This window comes from Oceanimonas doudoroffii (genome assembly GCF_002242685.1).
In the GTDB taxonomy this organism is placed as follows: Bacteria; Pseudomonadota; Gammaproteobacteria; order Enterobacterales; family Aeromonadaceae; genus Oceanimonas; species Oceanimonas doudoroffii.
This window is the reverse complement of record NZ_NBIM01000001.1, coordinates 1,096,859-1,121,243: the sequence shown is the minus strand read 5'-3', so window position 1 is coordinate 1,121,243 and position 24,385 is coordinate 1,096,859. Positions and strand designations below refer to the sequence as shown.

General features: G+C 58.7%; 22 protein-coding genes and 1 pseudogene. 19 read left to right on the top strand and 4 right to left on the bottom strand.

Features of this window, described 5'->3' with window-relative positions:
- Positions 1-72: 72 nt before the first annotated feature.
- Positions 73-936, bottom strand: coding sequence for a tetratricopeptide repeat protein (locus B6S08_RS05160; RefSeq protein ID WP_094199673.1), 864 nt, complete (start codon positions 934-936; stop codon positions 73-75).
- Positions 937-1,595: 659 nt separating this feature from the next.
- Between B6S08_RS05160 and ectA the strand changes: the two genes are divergently transcribed.
- The 13 genes from ectA to B6S08_RS05095 all read left to right on the top strand — a co-directional run bounded on the left by ectA (position 1,596) and on the right by B6S08_RS05095 (position 17,152).
- Positions 1,596-2,075 (top strand): diaminobutyrate acetyltransferase, encoded by a 480-nt coding sequence (ectA, locus tag B6S08_RS05155; protein WP_245849816.1) that lies wholly within the window; start codon positions 1,596-1,598, stop codon positions 2,073-2,075.
- Positions 2,076-2,135: 60 nt separating this feature from the next.
- Positions 2,136-3,407: a diaminobutyrate--2-oxoglutarate transaminase gene (ectB, locus tag B6S08_RS05150; protein ID WP_094199671.1), complete on the top strand. Its 1,272-nt coding sequence runs from the start codon at positions 2,136-2,138 to the stop codon at positions 3,405-3,407.
- A gap of 86 nt (positions 3,408-3,493) precedes the next feature.
- Complete coding sequence (locus B6S08_RS05145) at positions 3,494-3,901, top strand: ectoine synthase (protein WP_094199670.1); 408 nt, start codon at positions 3,494-3,496, stop codon at positions 3,899-3,901.
- Between the two features lie 376 nt (positions 3,902-4,277).
- Positions 4,278-5,714, top strand: coding sequence for an aspartate kinase (locus B6S08_RS05140; RefSeq protein WP_245849815.1), 1,437 nt, complete (start codon positions 4,278-4,280; stop codon positions 5,712-5,714).
- Between the two features lie 184 nt (positions 5,715-5,898).
- The gene (ppiC, locus tag B6S08_RS05135) at positions 5,899-6,180 is read left to right on the top strand and encodes a peptidylprolyl isomerase PpiC (RefSeq protein ID WP_094199668.1); all 282 of its coding nucleotides are present in this window, start codon (positions 5,899-5,901) and stop codon (positions 6,178-6,180) included.
- A 30-nt stretch (positions 6,181-6,210) separates the two neighbouring features.
- Complete coding sequence (locus B6S08_RS05130; RefSeq protein ID WP_094199667.1) at positions 6,211-7,833, top strand: DUF2813 domain-containing protein; 1,623 nt, start codon at positions 6,211-6,213, stop codon at positions 7,831-7,833.
- 32 nt (positions 7,834-7,865) lie between these two features.
- Complete coding sequence (locus tag B6S08_RS05125; RefSeq protein WP_094199666.1) at positions 7,866-8,594, top strand: hypothetical protein; 729 nt, start codon at positions 7,866-7,868, stop codon at positions 8,592-8,594.
- Between the two features lie 92 nt (positions 8,595-8,686).
- Positions 8,687-9,826 (top strand): MFS transporter, encoded by a 1,140-nt coding sequence (locus tag B6S08_RS05120; protein WP_094199665.1) that lies wholly within the window; start codon positions 8,687-8,689, stop codon positions 9,824-9,826.
- Between the two features lie 170 nt (positions 9,827-9,996).
- Positions 9,997-10,470, top strand: a complete 474-nt coding sequence (locus B6S08_RS05115; RefSeq protein WP_206063582.1) for an outer membrane lipoprotein — start codon at positions 9,997-9,999, stop codon at positions 10,468-10,470.
- Between the two features lie 689 nt (positions 10,471-11,159).
- Positions 11,160-15,035 (top strand): ATP-dependent RNA helicase HrpA, encoded by a 3,876-nt coding sequence (hrpA, locus tag B6S08_RS05110; RefSeq protein WP_094199664.1) that lies wholly within the window; start codon positions 11,160-11,162, stop codon positions 15,033-15,035.
- A 107-nt stretch (positions 15,036-15,142) separates the two neighbouring features.
- Positions 15,143-15,430 carry a 50S ribosomal protein L25 gene (gene rplY / locus B6S08_RS05105; RefSeq protein ID WP_094199663.1) on the top strand — a complete coding sequence of 96 codons (288 nt, stop codon included), beginning with the start codon at positions 15,143-15,145 and terminating at the stop codon, positions 15,428-15,430.
- 499 nt (positions 15,431-15,929) lie between these two features.
- Positions 15,930-16,526 (top strand): DJ-1/PfpI family protein, encoded by a 597-nt coding sequence (locus B6S08_RS05100; RefSeq protein ID WP_094199662.1) that lies wholly within the window; start codon positions 15,930-15,932, stop codon positions 16,524-16,526.
- A gap of 173 nt (positions 16,527-16,699) precedes the next feature.
- A complete protein-coding gene (locus B6S08_RS05095; protein WP_094199661.1) occupies positions 16,700-17,152 on the top strand; it encodes a DUF302 domain-containing protein in 453 nt (150 codons plus the stop codon).
- A 72-nt stretch (positions 17,153-17,224) separates the two neighbouring features.
- On the opposite strand, the gene yegD is transcribed toward B6S08_RS05095, so the two are convergent.
- From yegD to B6S08_RS05080, 3 genes are all read right to left on the bottom strand, one after another.
- Positions 17,225-18,583, bottom strand: a complete 1,359-nt coding sequence (gene yegD, locus B6S08_RS05090) for a molecular chaperone (protein WP_094200551.1) — start codon at positions 18,581-18,583, stop codon at positions 17,225-17,227.
- Positions 18,584-18,666: 83 nt separating this feature from the next.
- Positions 18,667-19,419: a siderophore-interacting protein gene (locus tag B6S08_RS05085; protein ID WP_094199660.1), complete on the bottom strand. Its 753-nt coding sequence runs from the start codon at positions 19,417-19,419 to the stop codon at positions 18,667-18,669.
- On the bottom strand, positions 19,420-19,872 hold the full coding sequence (locus tag B6S08_RS05080) for a MarR family winged helix-turn-helix transcriptional regulator (protein ID WP_094199659.1): 453 nt from the start codon (positions 19,870-19,872) through the stop codon (positions 19,420-19,422).
- A gap of 198 nt (positions 19,873-20,070) precedes the next feature.
- Here B6S08_RS05080 and B6S08_RS18690 point away from each other — a divergent pair.
- The 6 genes and pseudogenes from B6S08_RS18690 to B6S08_RS05055 form a co-directional block, all read left to right on the top strand.
- Positions 20,071-20,844, top strand: a pseudogene (locus B6S08_RS18690) (PAS domain-containing protein); the annotation flags it as partial.
- An 84-nt stretch (positions 20,845-20,928) separates the two neighbouring features.
- Entirely contained in the window at positions 20,929-21,384 is a 456-nt protein-coding gene (locus B6S08_RS18685) for a methyl-accepting chemotaxis protein (RefSeq protein WP_425435355.1), read from the top strand.
- A 127-nt stretch (positions 21,385-21,511) separates the two neighbouring features.
- On the top strand, positions 21,512-22,090 hold the full coding sequence (locus B6S08_RS05070; protein ID WP_094199657.1) for an O-methyltransferase: 579 nt from the start codon (positions 21,512-21,514) through the stop codon (positions 22,088-22,090).
- Positions 22,091-22,144: 54 nt separating this feature from the next.
- Positions 22,145-22,504, top strand: a complete 360-nt coding sequence (locus tag B6S08_RS05065; RefSeq protein WP_094199656.1) for a VOC family protein — start codon at positions 22,145-22,147, stop codon at positions 22,502-22,504.
- A gap of 80 nt (positions 22,505-22,584) precedes the next feature.
- Positions 22,585-23,061 (top strand): GNAT family N-acetyltransferase, encoded by a 477-nt coding sequence (locus B6S08_RS05060; RefSeq protein WP_094199655.1) that lies wholly within the window; start codon positions 22,585-22,587, stop codon positions 23,059-23,061.
- 122 nt (positions 23,062-23,183) lie between these two features.
- Positions 23,184-24,329, top strand: a complete 1,146-nt coding sequence (locus B6S08_RS05055) for a sterol desaturase family protein (protein ID WP_094199654.1) — start codon at positions 23,184-23,186, stop codon at positions 24,327-24,329.
- The last annotated feature ends 56 nt before the right edge of the window (positions 24,330-24,385 follow it).

Sequence of the window (24,385 nt, the reverse complement as noted above, 5' to 3'; positions counted from 1 at the left end):
ACGCAAAATCAATTTTCTTTACGTGTCGTGAAAAATCACTTTATGAAAATTTTGTAGGCAAGCCCCGCCGTCTCAGGACGCCGGCTCGGTGGCGTCCAGGGTCAGCTCGATAAAGCGCGGATGCTGGCGCAGCGGGTCGAATTCTTCGTCTTCCGCGGCCACATGCCGCAAGTGCACGTTGTTTTCCACCGCCAGCTCCAGATCGCTCAGGGCCTGCTCTTCATGGCCCATGCCGGCATTGGCACAGGCGCGCTGATAGAGGGCATGGGCGTTTTGCGGATCTACCTGCATCACCCGGTTGCACAGGCTCAGTGCCCACTGACGTTCGTTCATCATCAGGGCCGCATCGGCCTTGTGGGTGAGGGCGTCGAGATCGCCGGGCTTGATGTGCAAAATCTGATCATAAATGTCCATCTTGGCCTGAGGGCTTTGCTCCTGGCTGGCCCGCAGCCAGAGCGCGTGTACTTCCTGGAAGCGTTCAATTTCCCGGTAGTTCTCCGCAATGACTTTGGTTTTTCGCTGCAGTTCGCGCTCAATCTGCCGAAGCTTGCGCTCGTAGGTATCGGTGATCTGCTTCATTTGGGTTTCCACGTAATCCCGGGCGGTTTTCTTCAGCTCACGCAGGGACTGCCAGCCCACGATGGCCAGTACCGAGGCGGCTCCGGCCAGCAGGTAGAAGAAATAGGTCACGGTAACGTTGGCGTAGCTCATGGCCTTGTCGGCCACTCCCAGCTCTTTTTGTACCACCTCTTCCTGCACGTTGACCCGAAACTGGGCCATTTCGGTGCGCAGCGCCTTGAGCTCGTCGAGCATATAGCGCTCCATCAGAGGCGTAAGCCGAGTGCGTACTTCCTCGGTGGGCTCGCCGGTCTCGGGGGCGGCGGCCAGGGGCAGGGAGCAACACAACATCAGTATGAAAGCGAACAGTCTGTGCATGGTTAGTACCGGTTAATGACTGGGGGAGTGGCTGAAAACGAGCCAAGAATACCGCGATGATATTTCGCTTTCAAATGATCGGCTGCAAAGCCAGTCTCGGTGTTGTGGTTAGTGTCCTAATGGTATTTTTTGGTGGTTCATCTGCGGTCTGTTTGATTTGGGCCCTGAATAAATCGTGGTTGCCTGCGCGGTTGTTGGCAGGGTGATTAACGACGGTCCTGGTGGTTGAGTAAGGGCGCTTGTGATCCTTTTTTGAGAAAGGGTGATCTGCCTGGGCAGGAGCACGTGTGGGTGTGGAAGGGCGGCGCGCGTTGAGGCTTTTGGAGGCGTCAGTCGCCCTTTTTCTGGTCGGCTGGAGTGTTGCGCGACATTTTTTTTCGTTCCGCAGAAAGGGGGTGGGGAAGCATTTGGAGCTCATTTGGAAATGAAGGAACAGCCCTGTACTGGCAAGGGCTTAGGCGGGTTGGGGGAGGGGCGTTTGAGGCTGGTGGGGGGGAGTCCATAAGGGTATAAAAAGCGTTATGTTCAAATTAATTTCATATAGGTCGCCTTGCAATTGATTAGTGGTTTGTTAGGTTAATAAAGGATTTTTTGATTCGCCCACTAACCAAAAGTGATTAGAACCATAAATTATGGATACTACAGTTGACCTACAACTTGTGTTGCGACATCCCAAAGCGACGGATGGTCGTAACGTCAATCTGCTGATTGACCGCTGCAAACCCCTGGACACCAATTCCACCTACTGCAACCTGCTGCAATGTTCGCATTTTGCCGACACCTGCATGTTGGCCGAAGACGAGGAAGACGGCTCCCTGCTGGGGTTTATCTCTGCCTACCGCAAGCCCGCCGAGCCAGACACCCTGTTCGTGTGGCAGGTAGCCATAGATAAACGCGCCCGCGGAGAGGGACTGGCCCGCCGCCTGCTCGACAACCTGCTTGATGCCGATGCCTGCCAGGGCGTACGTCGCATTGAAACTACCATTACGCCCGACAACGCCGCTTCATGGGGGCTGTTTGACAGCCTGTCCCGGGACAGAGGTGAGGGCGCCGGCACCCGTCATGTGCTGTTCGATCAGGAGCGCCACTTCGGCGGCGACAGCAAAAGCGAGATCCTCTATCGCATTCCGCTCGCCTGAGCCCATCTCCCCAGCTTTTTCGCTTTTTAACGATTTGAATCGGACTTTTAAGGAGTCGTGATGAGTATTTTTGACGTAATGGAATCCAGTGTACAAACCTATGCCCGCTCATTTCCGGTGGTGTTTGACCAGGCCAAAGGCGTGTGGCTGCACGATCGCAGCGGCAAGCGTTACCTGGACTTTCTCGCCGGCGCCGGCACCCTCAACTACGGCCACAACCACCCGGCCCTGAAAGAGGCGTTAATCGAGTACATCCAGCATGATGGCATCGCCCACGGCCTGGACATGCACACCGACGCCAAGGCGCAGTTTCTGAGCGCGCTGCAAAATATCATTCTCAAGCCCCGTGGCCTGGATCATGTGGCCCAGTTCACCGGCCCCACCGGCACCAACGCGGTGGAAGCGGCCATGAAGCTGGCGCGCAAGGTCACCGGCCGTGAAAACATCGTGGCCTTTACCAATGGTTTCCATGGCGTTAGCCTGGGCGCCCTGGCTGCCACCGGCAACCAGCATCACAGAGGCGGCGCCGGCACCGTGCTGGCCAACGTCACCCGTCTGCCCTATGACGGTTACGCCGGCACCGGTGAAGACAGCCTGGTGCTGTTCGAAACCATGCTGAACGACAACTCCAGTGGTCTCGACAAGCCCGCCGCCGTGCTGTTTGAAGTGGTACAGGGCGAGGGTGGCCTGAACGCCGCCTCTGTTAAGTGGTTGCAGCGCCTGGAGAAAATCTGCCGTGCCCACGACATTCTGCTGATTGCCGATGACATTCAGGCCGGTTGCGGCCGCACCGGTACCTTCTTCAGCTTTGAGCCCGCCGGCATCAAGCCCGACATCATCACCCTGTCCAAGTCCCTGAGTGGCATGGGTCTGCCCTTTGCGCTGGTGCTGCTGCGTCCGGATCTGGATCAGTGGGAACCGGGTGAGCACAACGGCACCTTTCGCGGCAACAACCACGCCTTTATCACCGCCCGCAAGGCGTTGGAAACCTTCTGGCAGGACGATGCGTTCGCCGCCGGCGTGCGCGCCAAGGGCGAGCTGCTGACCCGTCGCCTGCAAACACTGGTGGACAAGTTCCCGCAGCTGTTTGAGCGGGTGAAAGGCCGCGGCATGATGCAGGGCATCGCCTGCGTTAATGGTGACATTGCCGACGACATTACCTCCCGCGCCTTTGAGCTGGGCCTGGTGATTGAAACCGCCGGCCCCGATGACGAAGTGGTCAAGTGCCTGTGCCCGCTGATCATCACCGAAGCCGAGCTGACCCAGGGCCTTGACTGGCTGGAGCAGGCCATTGTCGACGTGGCCGCCAAGCGTCTGAAAAAGGCGTCCTGAGTCATTACCGCTAAGGCGGGAAGTCAGAACCATCAACGCCATGGCATGAGCCATGGCGTCAAATACGAACAACCAAAGGAAACATCATGATCGTACGTACGCTTGCCGACTGTGAGAAAACCGAGCGCCGCGTTGAGTCCGAGACCGGCACCTGGGAAAGCACCCGTATGCTGCTCAAGGACGACAAGATGGGCTTTTCGTTCCATATCACCACCATCTATGCCAACACCGAGACCCACATTCACTACCAGAACCACCTGGAGTCGGTGTATTGCATGAGCGGCAACGGCGAAATCGAGGATCTGGCCACCGGCAAGATTTACCAGATTGAGCCGGGCACCCTCTACATTCTCGACCAGCACGACGAGCACCTGCTGCGTGGTGGCAGTGAAGACATGAAGCTGGCCTGCGTGTTCAACCCGCCGCTCACCGGCAAGGAAGTGCACGACGCCGACGGCGTTTATCCGCTGGAAACGGAAACCGCGGAAGGCTGAGGCAAGTCATCTGTGCAAAGCATCGGCGGGGATTGCTGTAGCCGACCGTCAAATGCCAGGACCGAATAATTGTTCCTGCATTTTTGGCATTCCCGCCATCCATGGCGGTCAGATACATTTGCCGAGCGCCCATGGGGCGAGCTTGCTCGCCGTAACGAATCAGTAAAGTCTGACCGAACATTAAGTATGTTCGCAGCAGGCTTTACTGGTGAGTGGCCTCCCCGAAGCGTGCCGGCGGAATGTAACCACGCCGGTGATTTGCCAAGGCATTATTTCGCACCTTTTCACTGGGCAGGGCGGTAAAGACCCAGGCCCACTGAAAATGTGCGCTCCACACCATTCAAACATTCATTTCAGGGAACGGGAGAGCAATAACGTGTTACATACAGTAGAAAAAATCGGCGGCACCTCCATGAGCCAGTATCAGGCGGTGCGCGACAACATAGTGCTGTATAACCGCAATAACGATAACTACTACCAGCGCATGCTGGTGGTGTCCGCCTTTGGCGGCATTACCGACGGCCTGCTGGAGTGCAAGCGCACCGGCGCGCCGGGGGTGTATGCCACCTTTGCCGACGCCGAAGACGACCAGGCCTGGGAGCAGGCGCTGGACAACGTGTGCCAGCGCATGGCCCAGATCAACGAAGAAATGTTTGGCGCCACGCCGGAACGGGCCCTGGCCGATGCCTTTTTGCAAGAGCGCATTGCCGGCATTCGCGACTGCCTGCACCAGCTGCGCCGGGTCTGTGCCTTTGGCCAGTTTCAGCTGGCCGAGCAGTTGCAGACCATACGAGAGCTGCTGGCGGCCATGGGCGAGGCCCACAGTGCCCACAACATGGTGCTGTATCTGCGTCAGAGCGGAGTAAACGCCATTCTGATGGATCTGACCGGCTGGCGCACCGACGACGCCCTGCCGCTGGACGATGTACTGACCCAGGCCCTGGCCCGGGTGGATCTGTCCTCGCAGCTGCCGGTGGTGACCGGTTACGCCCACTGCAAGGAGGGGCTGATGAGCAGCTTTGACCGGGGTTACAGCGAAATGACCTTCAGCCGGCTGGCGGTGCTGAGCGGCGCCCGGGAAGCCATTATTCACAAGGAATATCACCTGAGCAGTGCCGATCCGCGCCTGGCCGGTGAGGACGAGGTGATTCCCATCGGCCGCACCAATTATGACGTGACCGATCAGCTGTCCAACCTTGGCATGGAGGCCATTCATCCCCAGGCCGCCAAGGGCCTGCGCCAGCAGGATATTCCGCTCAGAGTGCGCAACACCTTTGAACCGGATCATGAGGGGACGTTGATCACCACCGATTACCGCAGTCCGGCGCCCTGCGTGGAAATGGTCGCCGGCCGCCGCAACCTGTTTGCGCTGGAGTTGTTTGATCAGGACATGGTGGGCCGAGTGTCCCATTACGCCGAAGGTTTTACCGACGAGCTCGACAAGATGCACCTGAACCTGGTAGCCAAGGACATGAACGCCAATACCCTGACCTATTATGTGGCGGGCAACCGCAAGCAGGTGCGCCGACTGGTCGGTTCACTGCAGCGTCGTTTCGGCAATGCCGAGGTGAACACCCACAAGGTGTCGCTGGTGTCGGCGGTGGGCAGCGACATGAGCATTCCCGGCCTGTTGGCCCGCTCGGTGGGCGCCCTCAACCGCGCCGAGGTGCCGGTGCGCGCCGTGCATCAGTCGCTGCGAGCGGTGGAAATGCAGTTTATCGTGGATGACGAGTTCTACGAGCAGGCGGTGGTGGCCCTGCACGATGAACTGGTACAGACCCACGCCGACACCGTGGCTCTGGCGGTGGCGTAACAAGTGGCGGCCGCCTTGTCGCCGCCATGTTAAGTTGACGGGGCCGGCACTGCCGGCCCTTTTTCATTGGCGTTGCCGGCGGGTTTGCACCCGCCAAAGCGGCGCCTGCAATATTCCACGCCTTCCGTCCATCCCCGCATTTTGGCACACTGCAGGTACTGCTTTATTTCAATGAGAACCCGTTATGGCAAAACGTGCCTGTGCCCTGCACATACTGGTAAAAACCGAAGCCGAATGTCTCGCCCTCAAGGCCCAGATCGACAAGGGCGCTGATTTTCACAAGCTGGCCAAAAAGCACTCCATCTGCCCGTCCGGCAAAAAGGGCGGCGATCTGGGCGAGTTCAACAAGGGCGATATGGTCGGCCCCTTTGACAAGGCGGTGTTTACCGGCCCCGAGCTCAAGGTACAGGGACCGGTGAAAACCCGTTTTGGCTATCATCTGATCAAGGTGCTTTACCGCAGCTGATCTTTTCACTCATTCATCCGGACGGCGTTCATGTATCTTGAGCATGTCGAGATTCGCAATTTCCTCGGGCTGAACCAGCTTTCCCTGCCGCTGGAACAGAGCACCGCCCTGATGGGGGAAAACGCCTGGGGCAAAACCAGCCTGTTTCGTGCCCTGTGGCGGCTGATGGGCCGGGGCGCCTGCTGCTACGATTTTGCCGAAGAAGACTTCTACCGGGTGGAAGAGGGGGAGCCGGCCACCACCTTGTCCATTACCCTGACCTACCGGGAGCACAGGCCCGGGGTCAGCCGCCATTCCAATCGGCTGGCGCGACTGGAGCCGGTCTGGGTGGCCCACAAGGATCACTTCAGCCGAGTGCATTACCGCGCCAGTGCCCGGCGGGGCAGCGGCGGCGTCATCAGCCGCCACGAGTTTCTTGACGGTGCCGGTAATCCCATTACGTTGCCCGACACCCACGGCCTGGTGCACCAACTGATTGAAATGAATCCGGTGTTCCGGCTGCGGGATTCCCGGGGCGCGCCCCAGGATCTGCCCATCGTCAACCTCAATGGCGACTACGAGCAGCTGCTGGGCCGGCTCAGCGATCAGCTGGCGGAGGAAGATGAGCTCAGCCGGGGTGAGATCAAGGCCGGGCTGGACGCGGTGCGCCAGCTGTTTGAGCACTATTTCACACCACAGGGCGCCACCAGCCGGGCGCCACGCCGGGCCCGGGACATCGCCATTCACCCGGTCACCTTAAGTCAGTTGGGCAAGTTCAATGACTGGCAACCCCTGGGCGAGGAAAGCGGACTGTCGCTGGCGCTGGCGGCGGTGGCCCGTACCATACTGCAGGCCCGGGGCGGACGGCCCATCGAGCCCGGCGCCCGGCCCATGCTGCTGATTGAAGATCCGGAAAGCCGGCTGCACCCCACCATGCTGGCGGCCACCTGGGGCATTCTGGACCGTTTTCCCGGCCAGAAGCTGGTTACCACCAATTCCGGCGATCTGCTGTCTGCCTTTCCTTTGAACCATCTGCGCCGGCTGGTGCGGCTGGAGCACGAAACCCGCAGCCTTGGCCTGGGCAACGAGCGTTACAGCGCCGAAGACATGCGCCGCATTGCCTTTCATGTGCGCATCAACCGGCCCATGTCGCTCTTTGCCCGTTACTGGCTATTGGTGGAAGGCGAAACCGAAATCTGGCTGCTGTCGGAGCTGGCACGTATTTGCGGCTATGTGCTGCCGGCCGAAGGGGTGCGCATTATCGAATTTGCCCAGTGCGGGCACAGCCCCCTTATCAAGGTGGCGCGGGACTTCGGCATTGGCTGGCACCTGCTCACCGATGGCGACGAGGCCGGGCAGAAATACGCTCAGGGGGTGCGCAGCATGCTGCGCGGCGAACGGGAAGGGGATCATCTCACCGTGCTGCCCCGGGCCGACATTGAGCATTACATGTATCACAACGGCCTGGAGCCGGTGTTCCGCCAGGAAGCCAATATCTTCGACAAGCATACCCCGCCGTCGCGCATCATCGAACGGGCCTTGAGCCGGCGCAGCAAGCCGGGCATGGCGCTGGCGCTGGTCGAAGCCATTGAGCCCCACGGCTCCGAGCGGGTGCCGGTGGAATTGCGGCGCATGTTTGCCCGTATGGTCGCACTGGCCCGCCGACAACGGTAGAATGCGCCCTGAACATTTAACGGAGGCAAACCATGACAGAATTGCTGCCGGCGCGGTTGTTCGCGCCCCTGGCTCTGAGCGCGGTGGCGGCCCTGGCGCTGCTGGTGTGGGTACTGAAAAACGGCGATCTCTGCCCCGGCCAGCGCCGGCGCATCGGCGACGGCGCCATCTCGGTATGGGCGGTGTTTGGCCTGGCGTTGATGCTGGGGGTGGAGGCGGGCGTGCCGGCCTCCCTGCTGTGGCTGGGGGGGGCCACCCTGGCGGTGGGCCTGGGCACCGTGTTGTATCAGGCGCGCATGCAGGGCAAGCGCAGCCTGGGAGTGAGCTGGCATTATCCGGCGCTGGTGCTGGCGCTGCTCTATGCCGCCCTGGTGGGCTGGCGCATGGGCCCGGGCTGGGCACTGCTGGCGGCGGGTGCGGGGGGCTGCGTATTTGCCCACCTTATCATGGTGCGTGCCAAACACCGGCTGCAGGCCTTTAACGTGCTGTTGCCCCTGGTCGGCTCCGCCTTTGGTGTGCTCTGGCTGCTGGCACTGGCGGTGCGCGCCGCCGGTATTGACGAAGCGGCCCTTGAATCCCTGGTGTTGCCCTTTGTGCAGGTAAGTGCCGCCGTGCTCATTGGTGCCCTGGTGTGGTTCTTGCCACTGTTGCGCAAGGAGCAGACCAAACCACCGGTGATCGCCGTTGCCGCACTGTTAATTATCGGGGCGCTCACCCTGGGGCAGGGCATGCTCTGGCACATGGCCGGTAACATTAGTTAAACATCAAATTTTCTCGCCAAGTCACAAATTTTTCTCGTTGTACTTGTGATTTGGCGCTTTCTAGAATGCGCGCCTCTTGATTCGGAGGCGTCATGCACCTTGTTCCCCTTTACACCCATTTAATCCTGCTGACCCTGGGCAATGCCTTTTTGGTGACCCTGGTTGCCGTGTATTTGAACGGCCAGGGCGCGCCGGCGGCGCAGATCGGCCTGGTGGGGGCGGCCTTTTACCTGGGCATGCTGGGCGCCAGTTTCTTTGCCGACAAATTCATTCAGCGCCTCGGCCATGTGCGTGCCCTGGTGGTGTGCAGTGCCGCGCTGGCGCTGGCGGCGGTGGCGCTGACCTGGACCAGCCTGTTGCCGGTGTGGTTGGTGCTGCGCATGGTGGCGGGCATGGCGGCGGCCATCAGCTTTGTGGCGGTGGAAAGCTGGGTGCTGGGTGTGGCACCGCTGAACCGTCGTTCCAGCGCCATGGCCCGTTATATGCTGGTGTATTACTTCAGTTACGGTGGCAGCCAGCTGTTTATTGACTGGATTCCCGCCAGCAGCCAGCTCGCCTTCTGGCTGGCCGCCGGCCTCTGTGCTTCGGCGTTGTTACCGCTGTGCTGGGCGAGCACGCCAAACCTTGACGCCGAAGGCGCCGCCGATGGTGCCATGGCTGGCAAGCCGCCCCGTGCCGACCGGGCCCTGGGGCTGGCCGGTTGCCTGGTGGCAGGCATGCTCCTGGGCGCCCTTTATGCGCTGATGCCCATTCAACTGGAGCAGCTGGCCCTGGGTGACGAGGTGGGGCTGTATATGGCCTGGCTTATTCTGTGCGGCATGGCTTTTCAGCTGCCCAATGGCAGCCTGGCCGACCGGCTGGGCAAGCGCACCATGATGGGCGTGCAGACCCTGATGGTGGGCGGCGGTTGTCTGCTGGTATGGGAATTTGGTGGCAACAGTGTGCTGATCCTGGCCTTTGCCCTGGTGGGCGCGGGCGCCTTTACCCTGTATCCGACCACCATGTCCTATGCCTGCGGCAAGATGCATGGCCGTGCCCTGGTGCGCATGACCCAAAAGCTGATGTTTGCCTACAGCATTGGCTCGCTCACCGGCCCGGTAATTGCCGGCATGATGCTGGAGCGGTTTCAGGCCGGGTTGTTCCTGTTTATCATTTTGCTGGTGGCGGGGTGGGCCCTGTGGTTGCTGCTGGCTCGCCTGGTACTCGACAAGCCCCTGGGCGATGCGGTGTAACGGGAGTGGACGCAATTTCGCTCTCGTCATGCCCGTGAATGCCACTCAAAGGCCTGCGCAAGCAGGCCTTTTGCTTTTGTGCAGAATGAAACCCCGCGGATGACGACCCGGTCTTAAGGGTGTAATGTCTGCATAATAACGATCCGTGTTCTAGTTACAGGGGGTTTGTCATGAACATCAAACAGTTATCCATGGTGGCCGTGCTGGCTGCGCTGGGCCTGGGCGGTTGCGCCAATACCGACGTCTATTCCGGCGATGTTTACGGCAGCAGTGCCGCGGGCCGGGCACAAAACGTGACCTACGGCACCCTGGTGTCGGTGCGGCCGGTTAAAATTCAGGCCGGGGATCAGAATCCCAACGTAATCGGCACGGTAGGTGGCGGTGTTATTGGCGGCATTGCCGGTAGCAGCATCGGTGGCGGCACCGGCCGTTCCCTGGCCACCGCCGCCGGTGCCATTGCCGGCGCCATGGTCGGCTCCAAGGCCGAGGAAAAAATCAACCAGGTCAACGCGGTGGAGCTGGAAATTCGCACCGACAGCGGCGAGAACCTGGTGGTGGTGCAAAAGGCGGATCGCAGCTGGCAAGCGGGCCAGCGGGTGCGCATGATAGGCTCCGGCAGCAGCATGAGCGTGGCACCTTACTGAGAAAACCGATAAAAACAAAAAAGGCGCCGCAAGGCGCCTTTTTTGTTTCACAGGAAATATTTATTATTTCTTAGTGTTTTACAGTCCTGTCTTCCCGGGCTCAGTTAGAATTGTGCCAAGGAAGGTGCAGAAATGGCAAGCATGGTTGCGCAGACTGTAAAAATGACGGTTATCACTAACTCTTTCATTGTTTACCTTCCTCAACAGTGGGCTGTGTGATCACTATACCGGCATGGTGGGTGCTTTTCAATCGCCATTTTTGTTTTTGATGTGGTTTTTGTAGTGGTTGGTTGCTGTACCTCCTGTTTTTGTTAGTTTTCATTGCCAAAAGCTGACATTGGTGGCCTTTTTCTGTTTTTAGATATGCTCGATAAAAAAATATTTTATATAAAAATCAATACATTGTGGTTTTTCGTTGTTTGTGGTGACGCTGGTGGTGATGTGTGGCAAAACAGCCCTTTTTATGGAAAAAGTATTGCCGTCGGCGCCCCGTGTGAACGGAGTCTGGGCTTTCGATGGGCTGGTGAGCTTAATAAATGACCGTCGATTACCATGGGCCTCGTCAACCGCCGGGTGCCCAAGGTGGATCCCGCGGCCCGGGGCCACTGCATTAGCGCGCCGCTTTCTGCTAGACTGCGCGCCAGCTTTTTTGGCATTAACGTGTTTATAAACGAACAGGGGTTTTGAGTTTGGCGCAGTCGGTTGAACAGTTGCAGGCAAGGCTGAAGGAATGCAGGGGCGCAGAGCGCGGGCGGTTTCGCCGTCGGCTGCAGGGCGTGGCAAAGCTCAATGAGTCCAAACGGCAACAGGTGCTGGAGAAGATCGCCCTGGAAATGGCCACCTCCATGGCCGAGCGCAGCCGCCGACTGGCATTGCTGCAAAGCCCCATCGCCTATCCCCCGCAACTGCCGGTGAGCGACAAGTGCGACATCATCAAACAGGCCATTAAGGATCATCAGGTGGTGATCATCGCCGGTGAAACCGGCTCGGGCAAAACCACTCAGATCCCCAAAATGTGTCTTGAGCTGGGACTGGGGGTCGACGGTACCATAGGCCACACCCAGCCCCGGCGGCTGGCGGCCCGCAGCGTGGCCACCCGACTGGCTCAGGAGCTGGGCTGTGAGCTGGGCGAGCGGGTCGGCTTCAAGGTGCGTTTCAGTGATCAGGCCAGCACTGAGACCCAGGTCAAGCTGATGACAGATGGTATTCTGTTGGCGGAAATTCAGCAGGACCGTTGGCTTCGCCAGTACGATACCATCATTATCGACGAGGCCCACGAGCGTAGCCTCAACATCGACTTTATTCTGGGCTACCTGCGCCAGTTGCTGCCCAAACGCCCCGATCTCAAGGTGATCATCACCTCGGCCACCATAGATCCCGAGCGTTTCTCCAGTCACTTTAACGACGCGCCCATTATCTCGGTGTCGGGCCGCACCTATCCGGTGGAGCTGCGTTACCGCCCGCTGGTGGACGACAACCGGGAGCGGGATCAGCTGCAGGGCATTTTTGATGCGGTGACCGAGCTCACCCAGGAAGGCCCCGGTGACATTCTGATCTTTATGAACGGCGAGCGGGAAATTCGCGACACCGCCGACGCCCTGCGCAAGCTGGAGCTGCGCCACACCGAGATAGTGCCGCTGTTCTCGCGGCTGTCCAACGCCGAGCAGAACCGCATTTTTGAATCCCACTCCGGCCGGCGCATTGTGCTGGCCACCAACGTGGCGGAAACCTCGCTCACCGTGCCCGGCATTCGTTATGTGATTGATCCGGGTACGGCCCGCATCAGCCGCTATTCCTACCGCACCAAGGTGCAGCGCCTGCCCATTGAGCCGGTATCCCAGGCCAGCGCCAACCAGCGCATGGGCCGCTGTGGTCGGGTGGAAGCGGGCATCTGTATTCGCCTGTACAGCGAAGAAGACTTTTTAAGCCGGCCGGAATTTACCGACCCGGAAATTCTGCGCACCAACCTGGCCTCGGTGATATTGCAGATGCTCTCCCTGGGCCTGGGCGACATCTCCGCCTTTCCCTTTGTGGAAGCACCGGAAAACAAGAACATCTCCGACGGCATTCGCCTGCTGGAAGAGCTGGGCGCGGTCGAGAGCGAGAAAAACGAGCTCTCGCTCACGCCCCTGGGGCGGGACCTGTCCCGGCTGCCGGTGGACCCGCGCCTGGGGCGCATGGTGCTGGCGGCCCGGGATTACGGCTGCGTGACCGAAGTCATGGTGATCACCGCCGCGCTCAGCATTCAGGACCCTCGCGAGCGGCCGCTGGAGAAACAGCAGGCCGCCGCCGAAATGCACCGCCGCTTTGCCGACAAGGACTCGGACTTTGTCGCCTATATCAATCTGTGGAACTACCTGAAAGAGCAGCAGAAATTGCTGAGCGGCAATCAGTTCCGCAAGCAGTGCATGAATGAGTTTCTCAACTACCTGCGGGTGCGGGAGTGGCAGGACATTTACAGCCAGCTGCGGCTGGTGGTGCGTGAGCTGGGCTTTGCCCTGAACAGCACGCCCGCCGGGTTTGATGGCCTGCACCGGGCCCTGCTCACCGGCATGCTCAGCCAGGTCGGCCTGCGAGATGGCGACAAAAAGGAAATAATGGGCGCGCGCAATGCCCGCTTTGTGCTGGTGCCGGGCTCGCAACTTGCTAAAAAGCCGCCCCGCTGGCTGATGGTGGCCGAACTCACCGAAACCCACCGTTTATATGGCCGCACCGCCGCCCGCATTGAGCAGGGTTGGCTGGAAGAGGCGGGGGACCATTTGCTCAAGTCCAGCTACAGCGAGCCGCACTGGTCGAAAAAGCAGGGCGCGGTCATGGGGTATGTGAGCAAAAGCCTGTTTGGCCTGCCGGTGGTGGTGCGCCGCCGGGTGAATTACTCCAGTGTTGACCCCAAGCTGTGTCGGGAGCTGTTTATTCGTCAGGCCCTGGTGGAAGGGGAGCTGCATACCCGCCACGAGTTCTTTCATCACAACCGGGCGCTGCTGGATCAGGCCGAGACCCTGGAGCACAAGTCCCGCCGCCGGGATCTGGTGATCGACGACGACACCCTGTTCTGTTTTTACGACGAGCGCCTGCCCGCCGACATCGTCTCCATTCGTCATTTCGACAAATGGTGGAAAGGGGCGCGCAAGGCCAACCCCGAGCTGCTGCACTTTACCGAAGATATGCTGCTCAACGAGCGCGCCGGCGCCGTGACCACGCGCGATTATCCGGACGCCTGGCAGCACGATGGCCTGAACCTGCCCCTGGACTATCAGTTTGAGCCGGGCAAGGAAGAAGATGGCGTGACCGTGCGCATTCCGCTGCCGCTGCTCAACCAGGTGGCCGCCGAGCCCTTTGTGTGGCAGGTGCCGGGGCTGCGCCGGGAGCTGCTGGTGGCGCTGATCAAATCCCTGCCCAAGCCCATGCGCAAGCACTTTGTGCCGGCGCCTAACTTTGCCGAGGCGCTGCTGGCGGCCATGACCCCATTCGAGGGCCCGCTGCTCGATCAGATGGAAAAACACCTGCGGCGCATGACCGGGGTGACCGTGCCCCGCGAAGACTGGGACTGGAGCGCACTGCCGGCGCACTTGATCATGCGCTTTGCGGTGGTGGACGCCGACGGCAAGGAGCTGGCCGCCGGACGGGATCTGGAAAGCATCAAGCTCAGCCTGCAGGGGCAGGTGCAGACCGCGCTGACCGAGGCGGTGGACGACGACCGCTTTGAGCAGGACGGCCTGCTGAGCTTTCCCGCCAGGGCCATTCCGCAAACCTTTGCCGCCAAGCGGGCCGGCTTTGAGGTGAAGGCCTATCCGGCGCTGGCGGATCAGGGGGACAGCGTGGCGCTGCAGCTGTGCGAAGACGAAACCAGCCAGGCCCAGACCATGTGGGACGGCCAGTGCAAGCTGCTGCTGTTGCAACTGCCGTCGCCCATCAAATATTTGCAGGACAAGCTGCCCAACAAGGCCAAGCTGGGGCTGTATTTCAACCCCTACGGCAAGGTGCTGGATCTGGTGGACGACTGCATTCGCGCCGGCATTCATGCGCTTATGCGCGAGCACGGTGCCCCGGCCTGGACCCCGGAAGCATTCGAGGCCCTGAAAGACAGCGTGGCCGGCGAGCTCAACCCAACCGTAGCCGCCATTGCCCTGCAGGTGGAAGAAGTGCTGAGCCGGGCTCAAGCCATTAAAAAGCGGCTTAAGGGCAAGATTGATCTGGCCATGGCCATGGCCATGTCGGACATACAGGCCCAGCTAGACGGCCTGATTTATCGCGGCTTTGTGACCGACACCGGTGCCGAGCGGCTGAAAGACGTGTGCCGCTACCTGGAGGCCCTGAGCCGCCGGCTCGACAAGCTGGGCATAGACCCGCACCGGGACCGGGCACACCTGCTGAAAATTCAGAACGTGCAGACCGCCTATCAGGCCCTGCTGAAGAAGCAGCCCAAAGGCAAGCCGCTGGATGCGGATGTCAAAGCCGTGCGCTGGATGATAGAAGAGCTGCGCGTGTCTTATTTTGCCCAGACACTGGGTACGCCCTACCCGGTGTCGGACAAGCGCGTATTGCAGCAGATAGAAGCGCTCTGAAGCCGGCCTTCTGCTTGCCCCGATAGAGGGGCTGTGTTAATATCCGCGCGCTTTTTACAGGCGAAGACCGGTCGCAGTTTTCGCCATTAACCTTAAGAGAGACCATTATGTCATTCGTATTTGAAGCCGAAGTTCGTTCTGACCTGGGGAAAGGTGCGAGCCGCCGCCTGCGTCATGAAGACAAAGTGCCCGCCATCGTTTACGGTGCTGGCCAGGAGCCGGTAGCTATTGCTCTGGACCACAAAAAAGTAAACATCGCTCAAGCCGACGACGCTTTCTACAGCGAAGTGCTGACCCTGGTGATCAACGGCCAGGAAGTTAAGGTTAAGGCGCAGGACATTCAGCGTCACCCTTACAAGCCGAAGCTGACTCACCTGGACTTCGTTCGCGCCTAAGCGATACAAGTTTCAGATAAAAAAACCGCCGCAAGGCGGTTTTTTTATGCCCCTGGGTCAGGGTAAAAGCACCGCAAACAGCACTCACGCACTTTACATGGCATATTTTTACTTTCGCCATTGAGCCTGCCGCGTTATCCCGCCAAAATAGACCCTTTCGTGCACTGTTTGTGACAGGGAAGGGCGGCCTGAAACGACACGGGATCAGGGCCAGGACAAATCGGCCTGGTATGTGTACTGACAACGCGAGCTGGCATCGTTTTGCCATACCCTGAAGGCTGAGTTAAGCAGAGAAAACCGCTTTATGGTGAGATGCATCTGCGGAATAAACTGGCCGAATACCTCCAGCATTTTAATAATCGATTTCAACTGCTCAAGTCTAAGTGATATGAGTTCAGTCGAATATGAAGCCTTGGTGGCCTAGTGGGGGGCGCGTGTCCGATTTATCGGGGGAAGATCACAGCTAAAGCCGCCGCTGCTTTAGGGAAAAGGAGAAAATATGGACATTGCAGTACTAACTTTCGATGGATTTAATGAGCTGGATTCATTTGTGGCATCGGGCATTTTGAACCGAATGAGAGACGCTGGTTGGAATGTAAAGATAACGAGTCCTTCAGATTCTGTCACATCCATGAATGGTGTTACCATTCAGTCTCAACAACCTCTTGAGTTTGCCAATGATGCTGACGTCGTATTATTTGGTAGTGGCGTTCTAACCCGTGATATTGCACAAGACAGTGACATATTATCAAGACTAAAACTTAATCCTCTAACTCAGTTAATTGGTGGTCAATGTTCAGGGACATTGCTGATGTCTGTACTAGGTTTGCTACATCAGGTGCCAGCGTGTACAGATTTAACTACTAGACCCTGGGTCGTTGAGTCAGGAATTACGGTTTTAGATCAACCCTTTTATGCCGAAGGCAATATTGCGACGGCAGGTGGTTGTTTGTCATCAACGTACTTGGCTGCGTGGGTAATTAGCAAGCTGTCAGGTAGGGCACAGGCTGAATCGGCCATTCATTATGTTGCGCCAGTCGGTGAAAAAGAAAGTACGGTTAAACATTGCATGTCCGTCGTCGGTACATATCTTTAATACTTTTTAACCAAGAGTGTTTAGTGGGAGCGCAGAAGGCAAACTGCAGGGGCAGGATGAGCCGAAGCGCCTGAAACGGCGGACGCTCCTCAAGTGCAAAGTTTGTAGGATGTGGCCGATAGTGCAACACTGAAGCCCCTTGATAAGCATGGATCATTAGCTGAGGAGCCAGCATGAAAAAAACCATCACCGCCTGTGCCTTTGGGGCCCTGCTCTCATGTTCTGCCATGGCCTCTGATGGAATGGTTGCCATTCCGAGTCAGTTCTCGGCCGAGGAAACCGCCACGCGTTTTGTCCAGATCGTCGAAGAAAAGGGCCTGACCCTGTTTACACGTGTCAATCATGCCGAAAATGCCACAAGGGTTAATCTTGATTTACGGCCGACCGAGGTGATCTTGTTTGGCAATCCGGTGGTCGGTACGCCCCTTATGCAGTGCGCTCAGGAAGTGGCCATAGAGCTGCCCCAGAAGGCGCTGATCTGGGAGGACGCCGAGGGCAAGGTGTGGCTGGCATACAATGACCCGGCGTATTTAAAGCAGCGTCACAACATACAGGATTGTGACGAGGTGATTGATAAAATATCGGGTGTGCTGGGTACGCTGAGTCAGGCGGCCACAAGCCAATAACCCGACCGTGCCGTTATGGAGGGGCATTGCCCGGGGCCATCTTGGTTGGGTGCCCCGGGCGACTATGCGTCGTTACGAGAATACGTGCCTGGCCCAGCGGGTCAGGCCGGCGGTCACGCTGCCGAAGTGATCCCCAATCACAATGGGGGTGTGCTGAAACTGCTGTTGCAGAAACTGGTTAAGCACCGGTGAGCGGGCGGTACCGCCGGTCACAAACACCACCTCCGGCTGGGTGCCAGCCTGGTCTATGGCATCCTTCATCAGGCTGGCAATGCTGTTCAGCTCCCGCTGGCAGGCCAGGCCAAAGCCTTCTCGGTCCAGCCGAATACTGAGGCCGTCATCAATATCTGAAAGGTCTACCTGCTGGTGCGTGTGCTCCGTCAGCGCAATCTTGCTCTGTTCGGCGGCGTTCACCACTCGGTAACTGAGCTTGTGTTGCTGCACCGTGAGCAGGCGTTTTACCAGCTCGGGCTGGGCCGCATCGCGCACCAGTTGCCGAAGAAAACGGCCATTGGCGGCACTGTAAAACTCGGTTTGCTGATTAATGTCGTTAATGGCCACCGCCTGCCAGTAGCCGTTTGCCGGAATGGCCTTGCCACTGGCAAGGGAGCTGTTCAGGCCAAAGGCCGGCATCATGCCTTTCAGCGCAAAGGCAATGTCAAAGTCGTTGCCGCCCACCCGTTCGCCACTGTGACTGAGCAGATCCCGGCCGCGGTCCTGAGAGGCCGCCTGCCGGGGCCCCATCAGCAGCATGGAGCAGTCCGTGGTACCGCCGCCAATGTCCACCACCAGCACGCGGGTTTCCTGGTCGAGACTGGCTTCATATTCAAAGCCTGCGGCCACCGGCTCAAACTGAAATTCCACGTCCTTAAAACCCACTCGCCTGGCGGCCCGGGTCAGAATGGCCAGGGCCTGGCGGTTGCTTTCTTCCCCCCGCAAGCCCTGAAAATTTACCGGGCGGCCAATCACCGTCTGCGTAATGTTTCGGCCCAGGGCGGCCTCGGCCAGGGTTTTTACATTGCTCATCATGGCCGCCACTATGTCTTCAAACAGCTCTATTTGCGGCGGCAGCAGGCCACTGGCACCCAGAAAGGATTTGGGCGATTTGATGTAGTAGCCCTCATCGGGCTCTTGCAGATAGTGGGTTAATGCATCGCGGCCGAAGGACAATTCGGCAGGAATGCCATCCAGCGCCAGCTCCCTGATCTCGGCCTGGCCCTTTTGCAGGGCAAGGGCGCGCTGTTGCTTGAAGGTGGCCTGCTCCGCCGAAGGCAGCTGCCGGTACAGCCAGTTAACAATCACTTCCCGGCTCGGGGCATACAGGTTAGAGGCGATATAGCGGCCATGATCGCCCAGCGGCAGAATGGCCGGGCGGTTTCCTTCCATCACGCCAACGGCGCAGTTAGATGTGCCGTAGTCAAATCCGATCATGCTCAGGCCCCCCAGGGTCAAAAAGGCCGCGTATCGTACAGAGTTCACCGGCCGTGGGCAAGGGGCATGTGCTGCGGCACCGGCTAGCGGGCGGCGGCTTCCTGCTCGCTGTCCTGGCGTTTAACAACCTTGTGCTCATCCTCGGACTGATCAAGCTTCCAGTAACTGGAGATATACAGGTGGCTTTTGGCCAGGTCATATTCCTGCTTGAGGTAGCGGCGCAAGGCGCGCATGGCGTTGAACTCGCAGGCGGCCCACACCGCGGGATCGCCGTCCAGTCGCGGCAGGGACTGAATTTTGTCGAGCAGGGCAGAGCGCTCCGGAGTCGGATGAGGGTTAATCACCCAGTGCAGCCTGAGGTGCTCCGGGTGGGACAAATCCTGAATATCCGCCTCGCTGACCACCTCAATCACCGCATATCCTCGAGCCCGCTCTGGCAGCCTCGCCAGGTTAACGCTGAGCGCCGGCAGGGCGGCCATGTCTCCGGCCAGCAAAAACCAGTCGGCGGGCTGGTAAATCATTTTTTTGTCACCGGGCCCGCCCACCAGAATACGGTCGCCGGGTCGGGCGTTCACTGCCCAGCGGGTGGCGGGTCCCATGGGCGAATGCAGGGCGAAATCAACGTCGATCTCCGCCTCGCGCTGGTGCCGAATGGTGTAGGTGCGCAGCAGCGGGCGCTCGCCTTTCTCCTGAGGAAACACCAGCTTGATATAGGCGCTTTCCTGATCCGCGGGTAACCGCGCGATGTCGTCTCCCCCCAGGGTGATACGCAGCATGTTGTCGCTGACGTGGGTGGAAGCAAGCACCACCAGTTCTTTCAGGTCGGATTTGAGCATTTACTGTTCTCCTTTGGAGTCGGGACGGGAGTGGGCGACGTTGTCGATCATGATGTTGGCGATGCGCACGAAAGAGGCGAGCTCCTGGCTGTCGAGGTTGTGGGTCATTTGGGTCACGGCCTGCTGTTCAAGCCGCTCGATCTTTGACAGCAGCGCCTGGCCTTCGGCGGTAGGCGCGAGAAGCTGGCTGCGCTTGTCGTGCGGGTTGGGGGTGCGCGCTATGAACCCCGACCGGGTCAGCTCGTTCAGGGCCCGCGTAATTTGTGCCTTGTCCTGATCCATGCGCTGGGCGATGTCCCGCGCGGTAACGTCGGGAATGCGGCAGATGGCTTTCAGAACACGAATATGGGTAATGGGCAGCGAAATGTGATGTTGCCGAATGCCGGCGCGCAGTTGCCGTTTGTAGGCATGCATCAGGCGATGCAGCGAGTCATTGAAGGCGGGATGAGTCATAAAACAATCCATAACATTGTTGACGGTGTCAACTATATGGGTTGTTAGTTGATGGTGTCAACCATGTTGTGCAAACATGCCGCGCGGCGGTTTTTGTGCTCAGGGGCAGGTTGTTTACTCACATTTATGTTCATTCGAGTCTTATTGGCGATATAATTTCCATGCACACAATCGGGGAACCCTGCATGGATAACAAGCATGTTTAAAAGCAAAAAGCTGCAACAACGCATTGACGAGCTGGAAGCCGAACTCGGCCTGTTCCACAGCATGCAACAGGATCTGAGGGAGGAAATGATCTATTTCTCGCTCGACCAGCAGGGCAGGCTGATTGATGGCAATGAGCGGCTCTATGAATCCCTGGGCTATTCCCAGGGTGAACTGTTGCAGCGTCCGCTGGCAGAGATGATTGTGCCCAGCGCCATCGACAAGCCCCACTGCCGGCAGATGCTGGACGCCATTCGCCGTGGACGGCACTGGCATGGAGCCCTGCAACTGGTTACCAGGGCCGGCCGTGAAGCCTGGTACAGAACCATTTTTCAGCCACGGGCCGGCAATAACACCGGGGAAGTGGAGCTGGCCGCCTATTCCACCGAACTGACCCGCACCATTTCCCGCTCCCGGGAGCAGGAAGACATGCTGGCCGCCCTTAACCGCTCCTCGGCCGTGATCGAGTTCAGCTTGGATGGCGTTATTCTGCATGCCAATAACAATTTTCTGCGGGCCATGGGGTATTCCCTGGGCCAGATCACCGGCAAGCATCACCGCATGTTTTGCGACGCCGTGGAGGCGGAGTCCGGCAATTACCGGCAGTTCTGGCAGCGGCTGGGGGCGGGGGAGTATGTGTCAGACCGGTTTCAGCGCATCGACAGCCAGGGCAATGTGGTGTGGCTGGAAGCGTCCTACAATCCCATTCACGACGAGGCCGGCGAACTCTACAAGGTGGTGAAGTTTGCCACCGTGATCACCGAGCAGGTTAACCGGGAGCTGGCCACCGCCGACACCTCTGACATTGCCTACGACATTTCAAAGTCGACCGGTGAAAACACCCTCAGGGGCATGGAAGTCCTCGACGCTACCATCGAGACCATGAACGAATTGTCGACCCAGATGCGCAACGCCGGTGACGGCATTTTTGAACTGGATACCCAGTCACAGCGGGTATCCGAGCTGGTAACCAGTATTCGCGGCATTGCCGATCAGACCAATTTGCTGGCGTTGAACGCGGCCATCGAGGCCGCCCGCGCCGGGGAGCAGGGCAGGGGGTTTGCCGTGGTGGCCGATGAAGTCAGAAATCTGGCCGCCCGCACCAGTGCCGCCACCGAAGAAATTATTCGTGTGGTGGCGGAAAACCGTAAACTTACCGAAAACGCCGTCTCACTGATAGAACAAAGCATGTCCCGGGCCCAGCGCGCCCTGACCCTGTCCAATGACGCCGGCAATGTAATGCAGGAGATTCAGCAGGGGGCCCGGCAGGTGGTGGATGCCATCGGCCAGTTCAGGCAGAGTTTGTAACCTGCTTTTCAAATTCGCCGCCCGCTTCTTTCAGCATGGGGCTCGCCGGCAAGTGGTGGTCCGGTATACCCCGTGCCCTCGAAGCATGTATAACTAATGGCGTGTACGGTGTGATAAGGAAATGATGATGACCTTTAAAACGGTGATGGAAGAGCTGGAACGGCATGGGGCAGCCAATGACTTGCGGCAATCCGATAAAGCCAGAAAATACCTGAATATCACGCGAGACACGGGGGAGTTCCTGTCTGTGCTTGTCAAGGCGACGGGAGCGAGCCGAGTGCTGGAAATCGGCACATCCAATGGCTATTCCACCATGTGGCTGGCTTCGGCCCTGCCGGAACACGGCAAGGTTTATACGATTGAATCCAATCCCGAGAAAGTCGCTGAAGCCGCCGTGAACTTCGAACGCGTTAACCTGAGTGACAGGATCGTGCAGATCCAGGGGGACGTGGGTGATGTATTACCCGGGGTTCCCGCCAACCTTGACTTCATTTTTCTGGATGCGGACAGAAAAACCTATCTGGCGCTGGCCGAATCACTCTTTGGTTTGCTGAAGAACGGCGGACTGTTGGTTTGCGACAACGCCGTTTCCCATCGTGATGAGCTGCGAGCGTTTACCGACTGGATAACCATGCAGAATAACCTGAGTCTGTCCCTGGTCCCCGTGGGCAAGGGGGAGCTGCTGGTATACAAGGGTAGCCGGTAAACTCATACGGGTTTTAATGTGCATTGAATGTTCGGTTTAACAAGGGACCATGTCATGAACGAACATGAAAAGCTGAACTATGTTGAATTTTCGTCGCCTGATTTGCATGCCACCAAGGCCTTCTTTGAAAAGGCATTCGGCTGGTCCTTTGTCGACTATGGGCCCGACTATACGGCGTTTTCCGGTCAAGGCCTGGACGGCGGATTTTGCAAGGCGAGCATGACTTCCAGCACGGCCAATGGGGCGGCGCTGCTGGTGTTTTACAGCCGGGACCTGGCAGAGACGCTCAACAAGGTCAGCGCCGCCGGCGGCAGCATTGTCAGGCCCATCTTCAGTTTTCCGGGGGGGCGCCGTTTTCACTTTACCGAGCCGGGTGGCAATGAATTTGCGGTATGGTCCGATGCCGAACAATAACGGCAATGGCGGTAAACCTCATCATGCGCTTGCCCGGCGAAGGGTGGGTGTCACTCCATTCTCTTTTTTAAGGGCCGAATATGTCGATAACTTCCCTCACAGGGGCAATGTGGCCGGCCATCCTGAAGTTGCAGCATGAAGCCTATGCCCAGGTTGCACCGGAGAGCCTTGATGTGCTGAAAAGTAAATGGCTGAGGTCTCCCGACAGCTGCTTTGTGTATCAGGATGGTGAGCGGTTAATGGGGTATTTGCTGGCCCATGCCTGGGGTGGCGAGTCGCCACCGAGCTTGTTCAAGCCACTGCCTGAAAGGAGCGAAAATTCATATTTGTTTTTGCATGATCTGGTAGTCAGCCAGAATGCGGCAGGACAAGGCATCGGCTCGGCGATGACAGCGCATTTAATAAATACGGCCGCCTTGTTGGGTTGCCGTCACATTCGTCTGGTATCGATTCAGTACTCCAATCGGTTCTGGCAAAAAATGGGGTTTACTCCCATGGCTACAGCGGTGTGCTCGAGTTACGGCCTGGGGGCGCAACTTATGCAAATGGACATTTGAGTGTAAATTGCCATTCCCTGGCTCGATACGGCGTTTGTTTGCCGTGCCGGGTAGGGTAATGTACCGATAATATTAAAACCATGAAGGTCCTGTGCGACCTTCTTTTTATATGAGCCGGTGTTATGAAGCAGCCATACAGATACCAGGGGCGGCAGGTGCCGCCCGATCCTCAAAACGCGTTTCGCCTGGGCGAGGGCAAGATCAGTGGGTATTGCTCGGTGGCACTTGGTGCACTCAGCCTGCTGGCGGTGCTGGCATACCTGTACCCGTCCTGGCTCACCACCACAGAGCTGCGCCGTGTCTACGATGCCGGCCAGCTGCAGCAGGTGCTGAAATACGGCATGTATTTTTCGCTGTTTTTTGGCGTGCTGACCTTTGCGCTGAACGGCTACCGGCGCCTGGGCGCGTTGGGCATGGTGCTCACCCTGGGCGCCTTTGCCCTGGGGGGCTACCGGGTGCCGGTGGGGCAGGTCGAGCCGCGGACCCTGTCGCTGGGGGTAGACTGGCTTATCCTGGCCTTTCTCGGCTCGGTGGCGGTGTTCACCACCCTGGAAAAACTGTTTCCCAAATATCGTAACCAGAACATTCTGCGCCCGGAATGGGGGCTGGATCTGCTGTATTTCTGTATTAATCACCTGGCCATCTCGGCCATTCTCATTTACGCCAACTATCATGCCAGCCACTTTGACTGGGCCATCAGCCCGTCGGTGCAGGGGGCCGTACAGGCCATGCCGGTATGGCTGCAGGTCGTGCTCATCATTCTGTGTGCCGACTTTGTGCTCTACTGGGAGCACCGGTTGTTTCATGAGGTACGCTGGCTGTGGCCGGTGCATGCCGTGCACCATTCGGTAGAGCACATGGACTGGCTGGCCGGCTCGCGCGGGCATTTCGTGCAGATTTTCTCCGAACGGGCCATGGTGATGATTCCGCTTTACCTGCTTGGGGCCAGCGAGGCGGCGCTGAACGCCTATGTGGCCTTTGCCGCGCTGCAGGCGGTGCTGATCCACTGCAACCTGGGGCTGCCGTTCGGGCCGCTCAAATACCTGCTGGTCACTCCCCAGTTTCACCACTGGCATCACGGCTCGGAGCAGCCGGCGCTCGACACCAACTATTCGGCCCATACCGTGCTGTTTGATCGGCTGTTCGGTACCTACCACATGCCGGTGGCGCACTGGCCGGCGGAATATGGCACCACGGTGCGGCTGCCGCGTACCTTTATGGCACAAACCCTCTACCCGCTGCGTCAGTGGCTGAAGCGGCTTCTGTAACCGCAGGCTGCATTTTGCCTTGCGTCCGGTCGTGAATGGCACTTGTATTTAAGAAG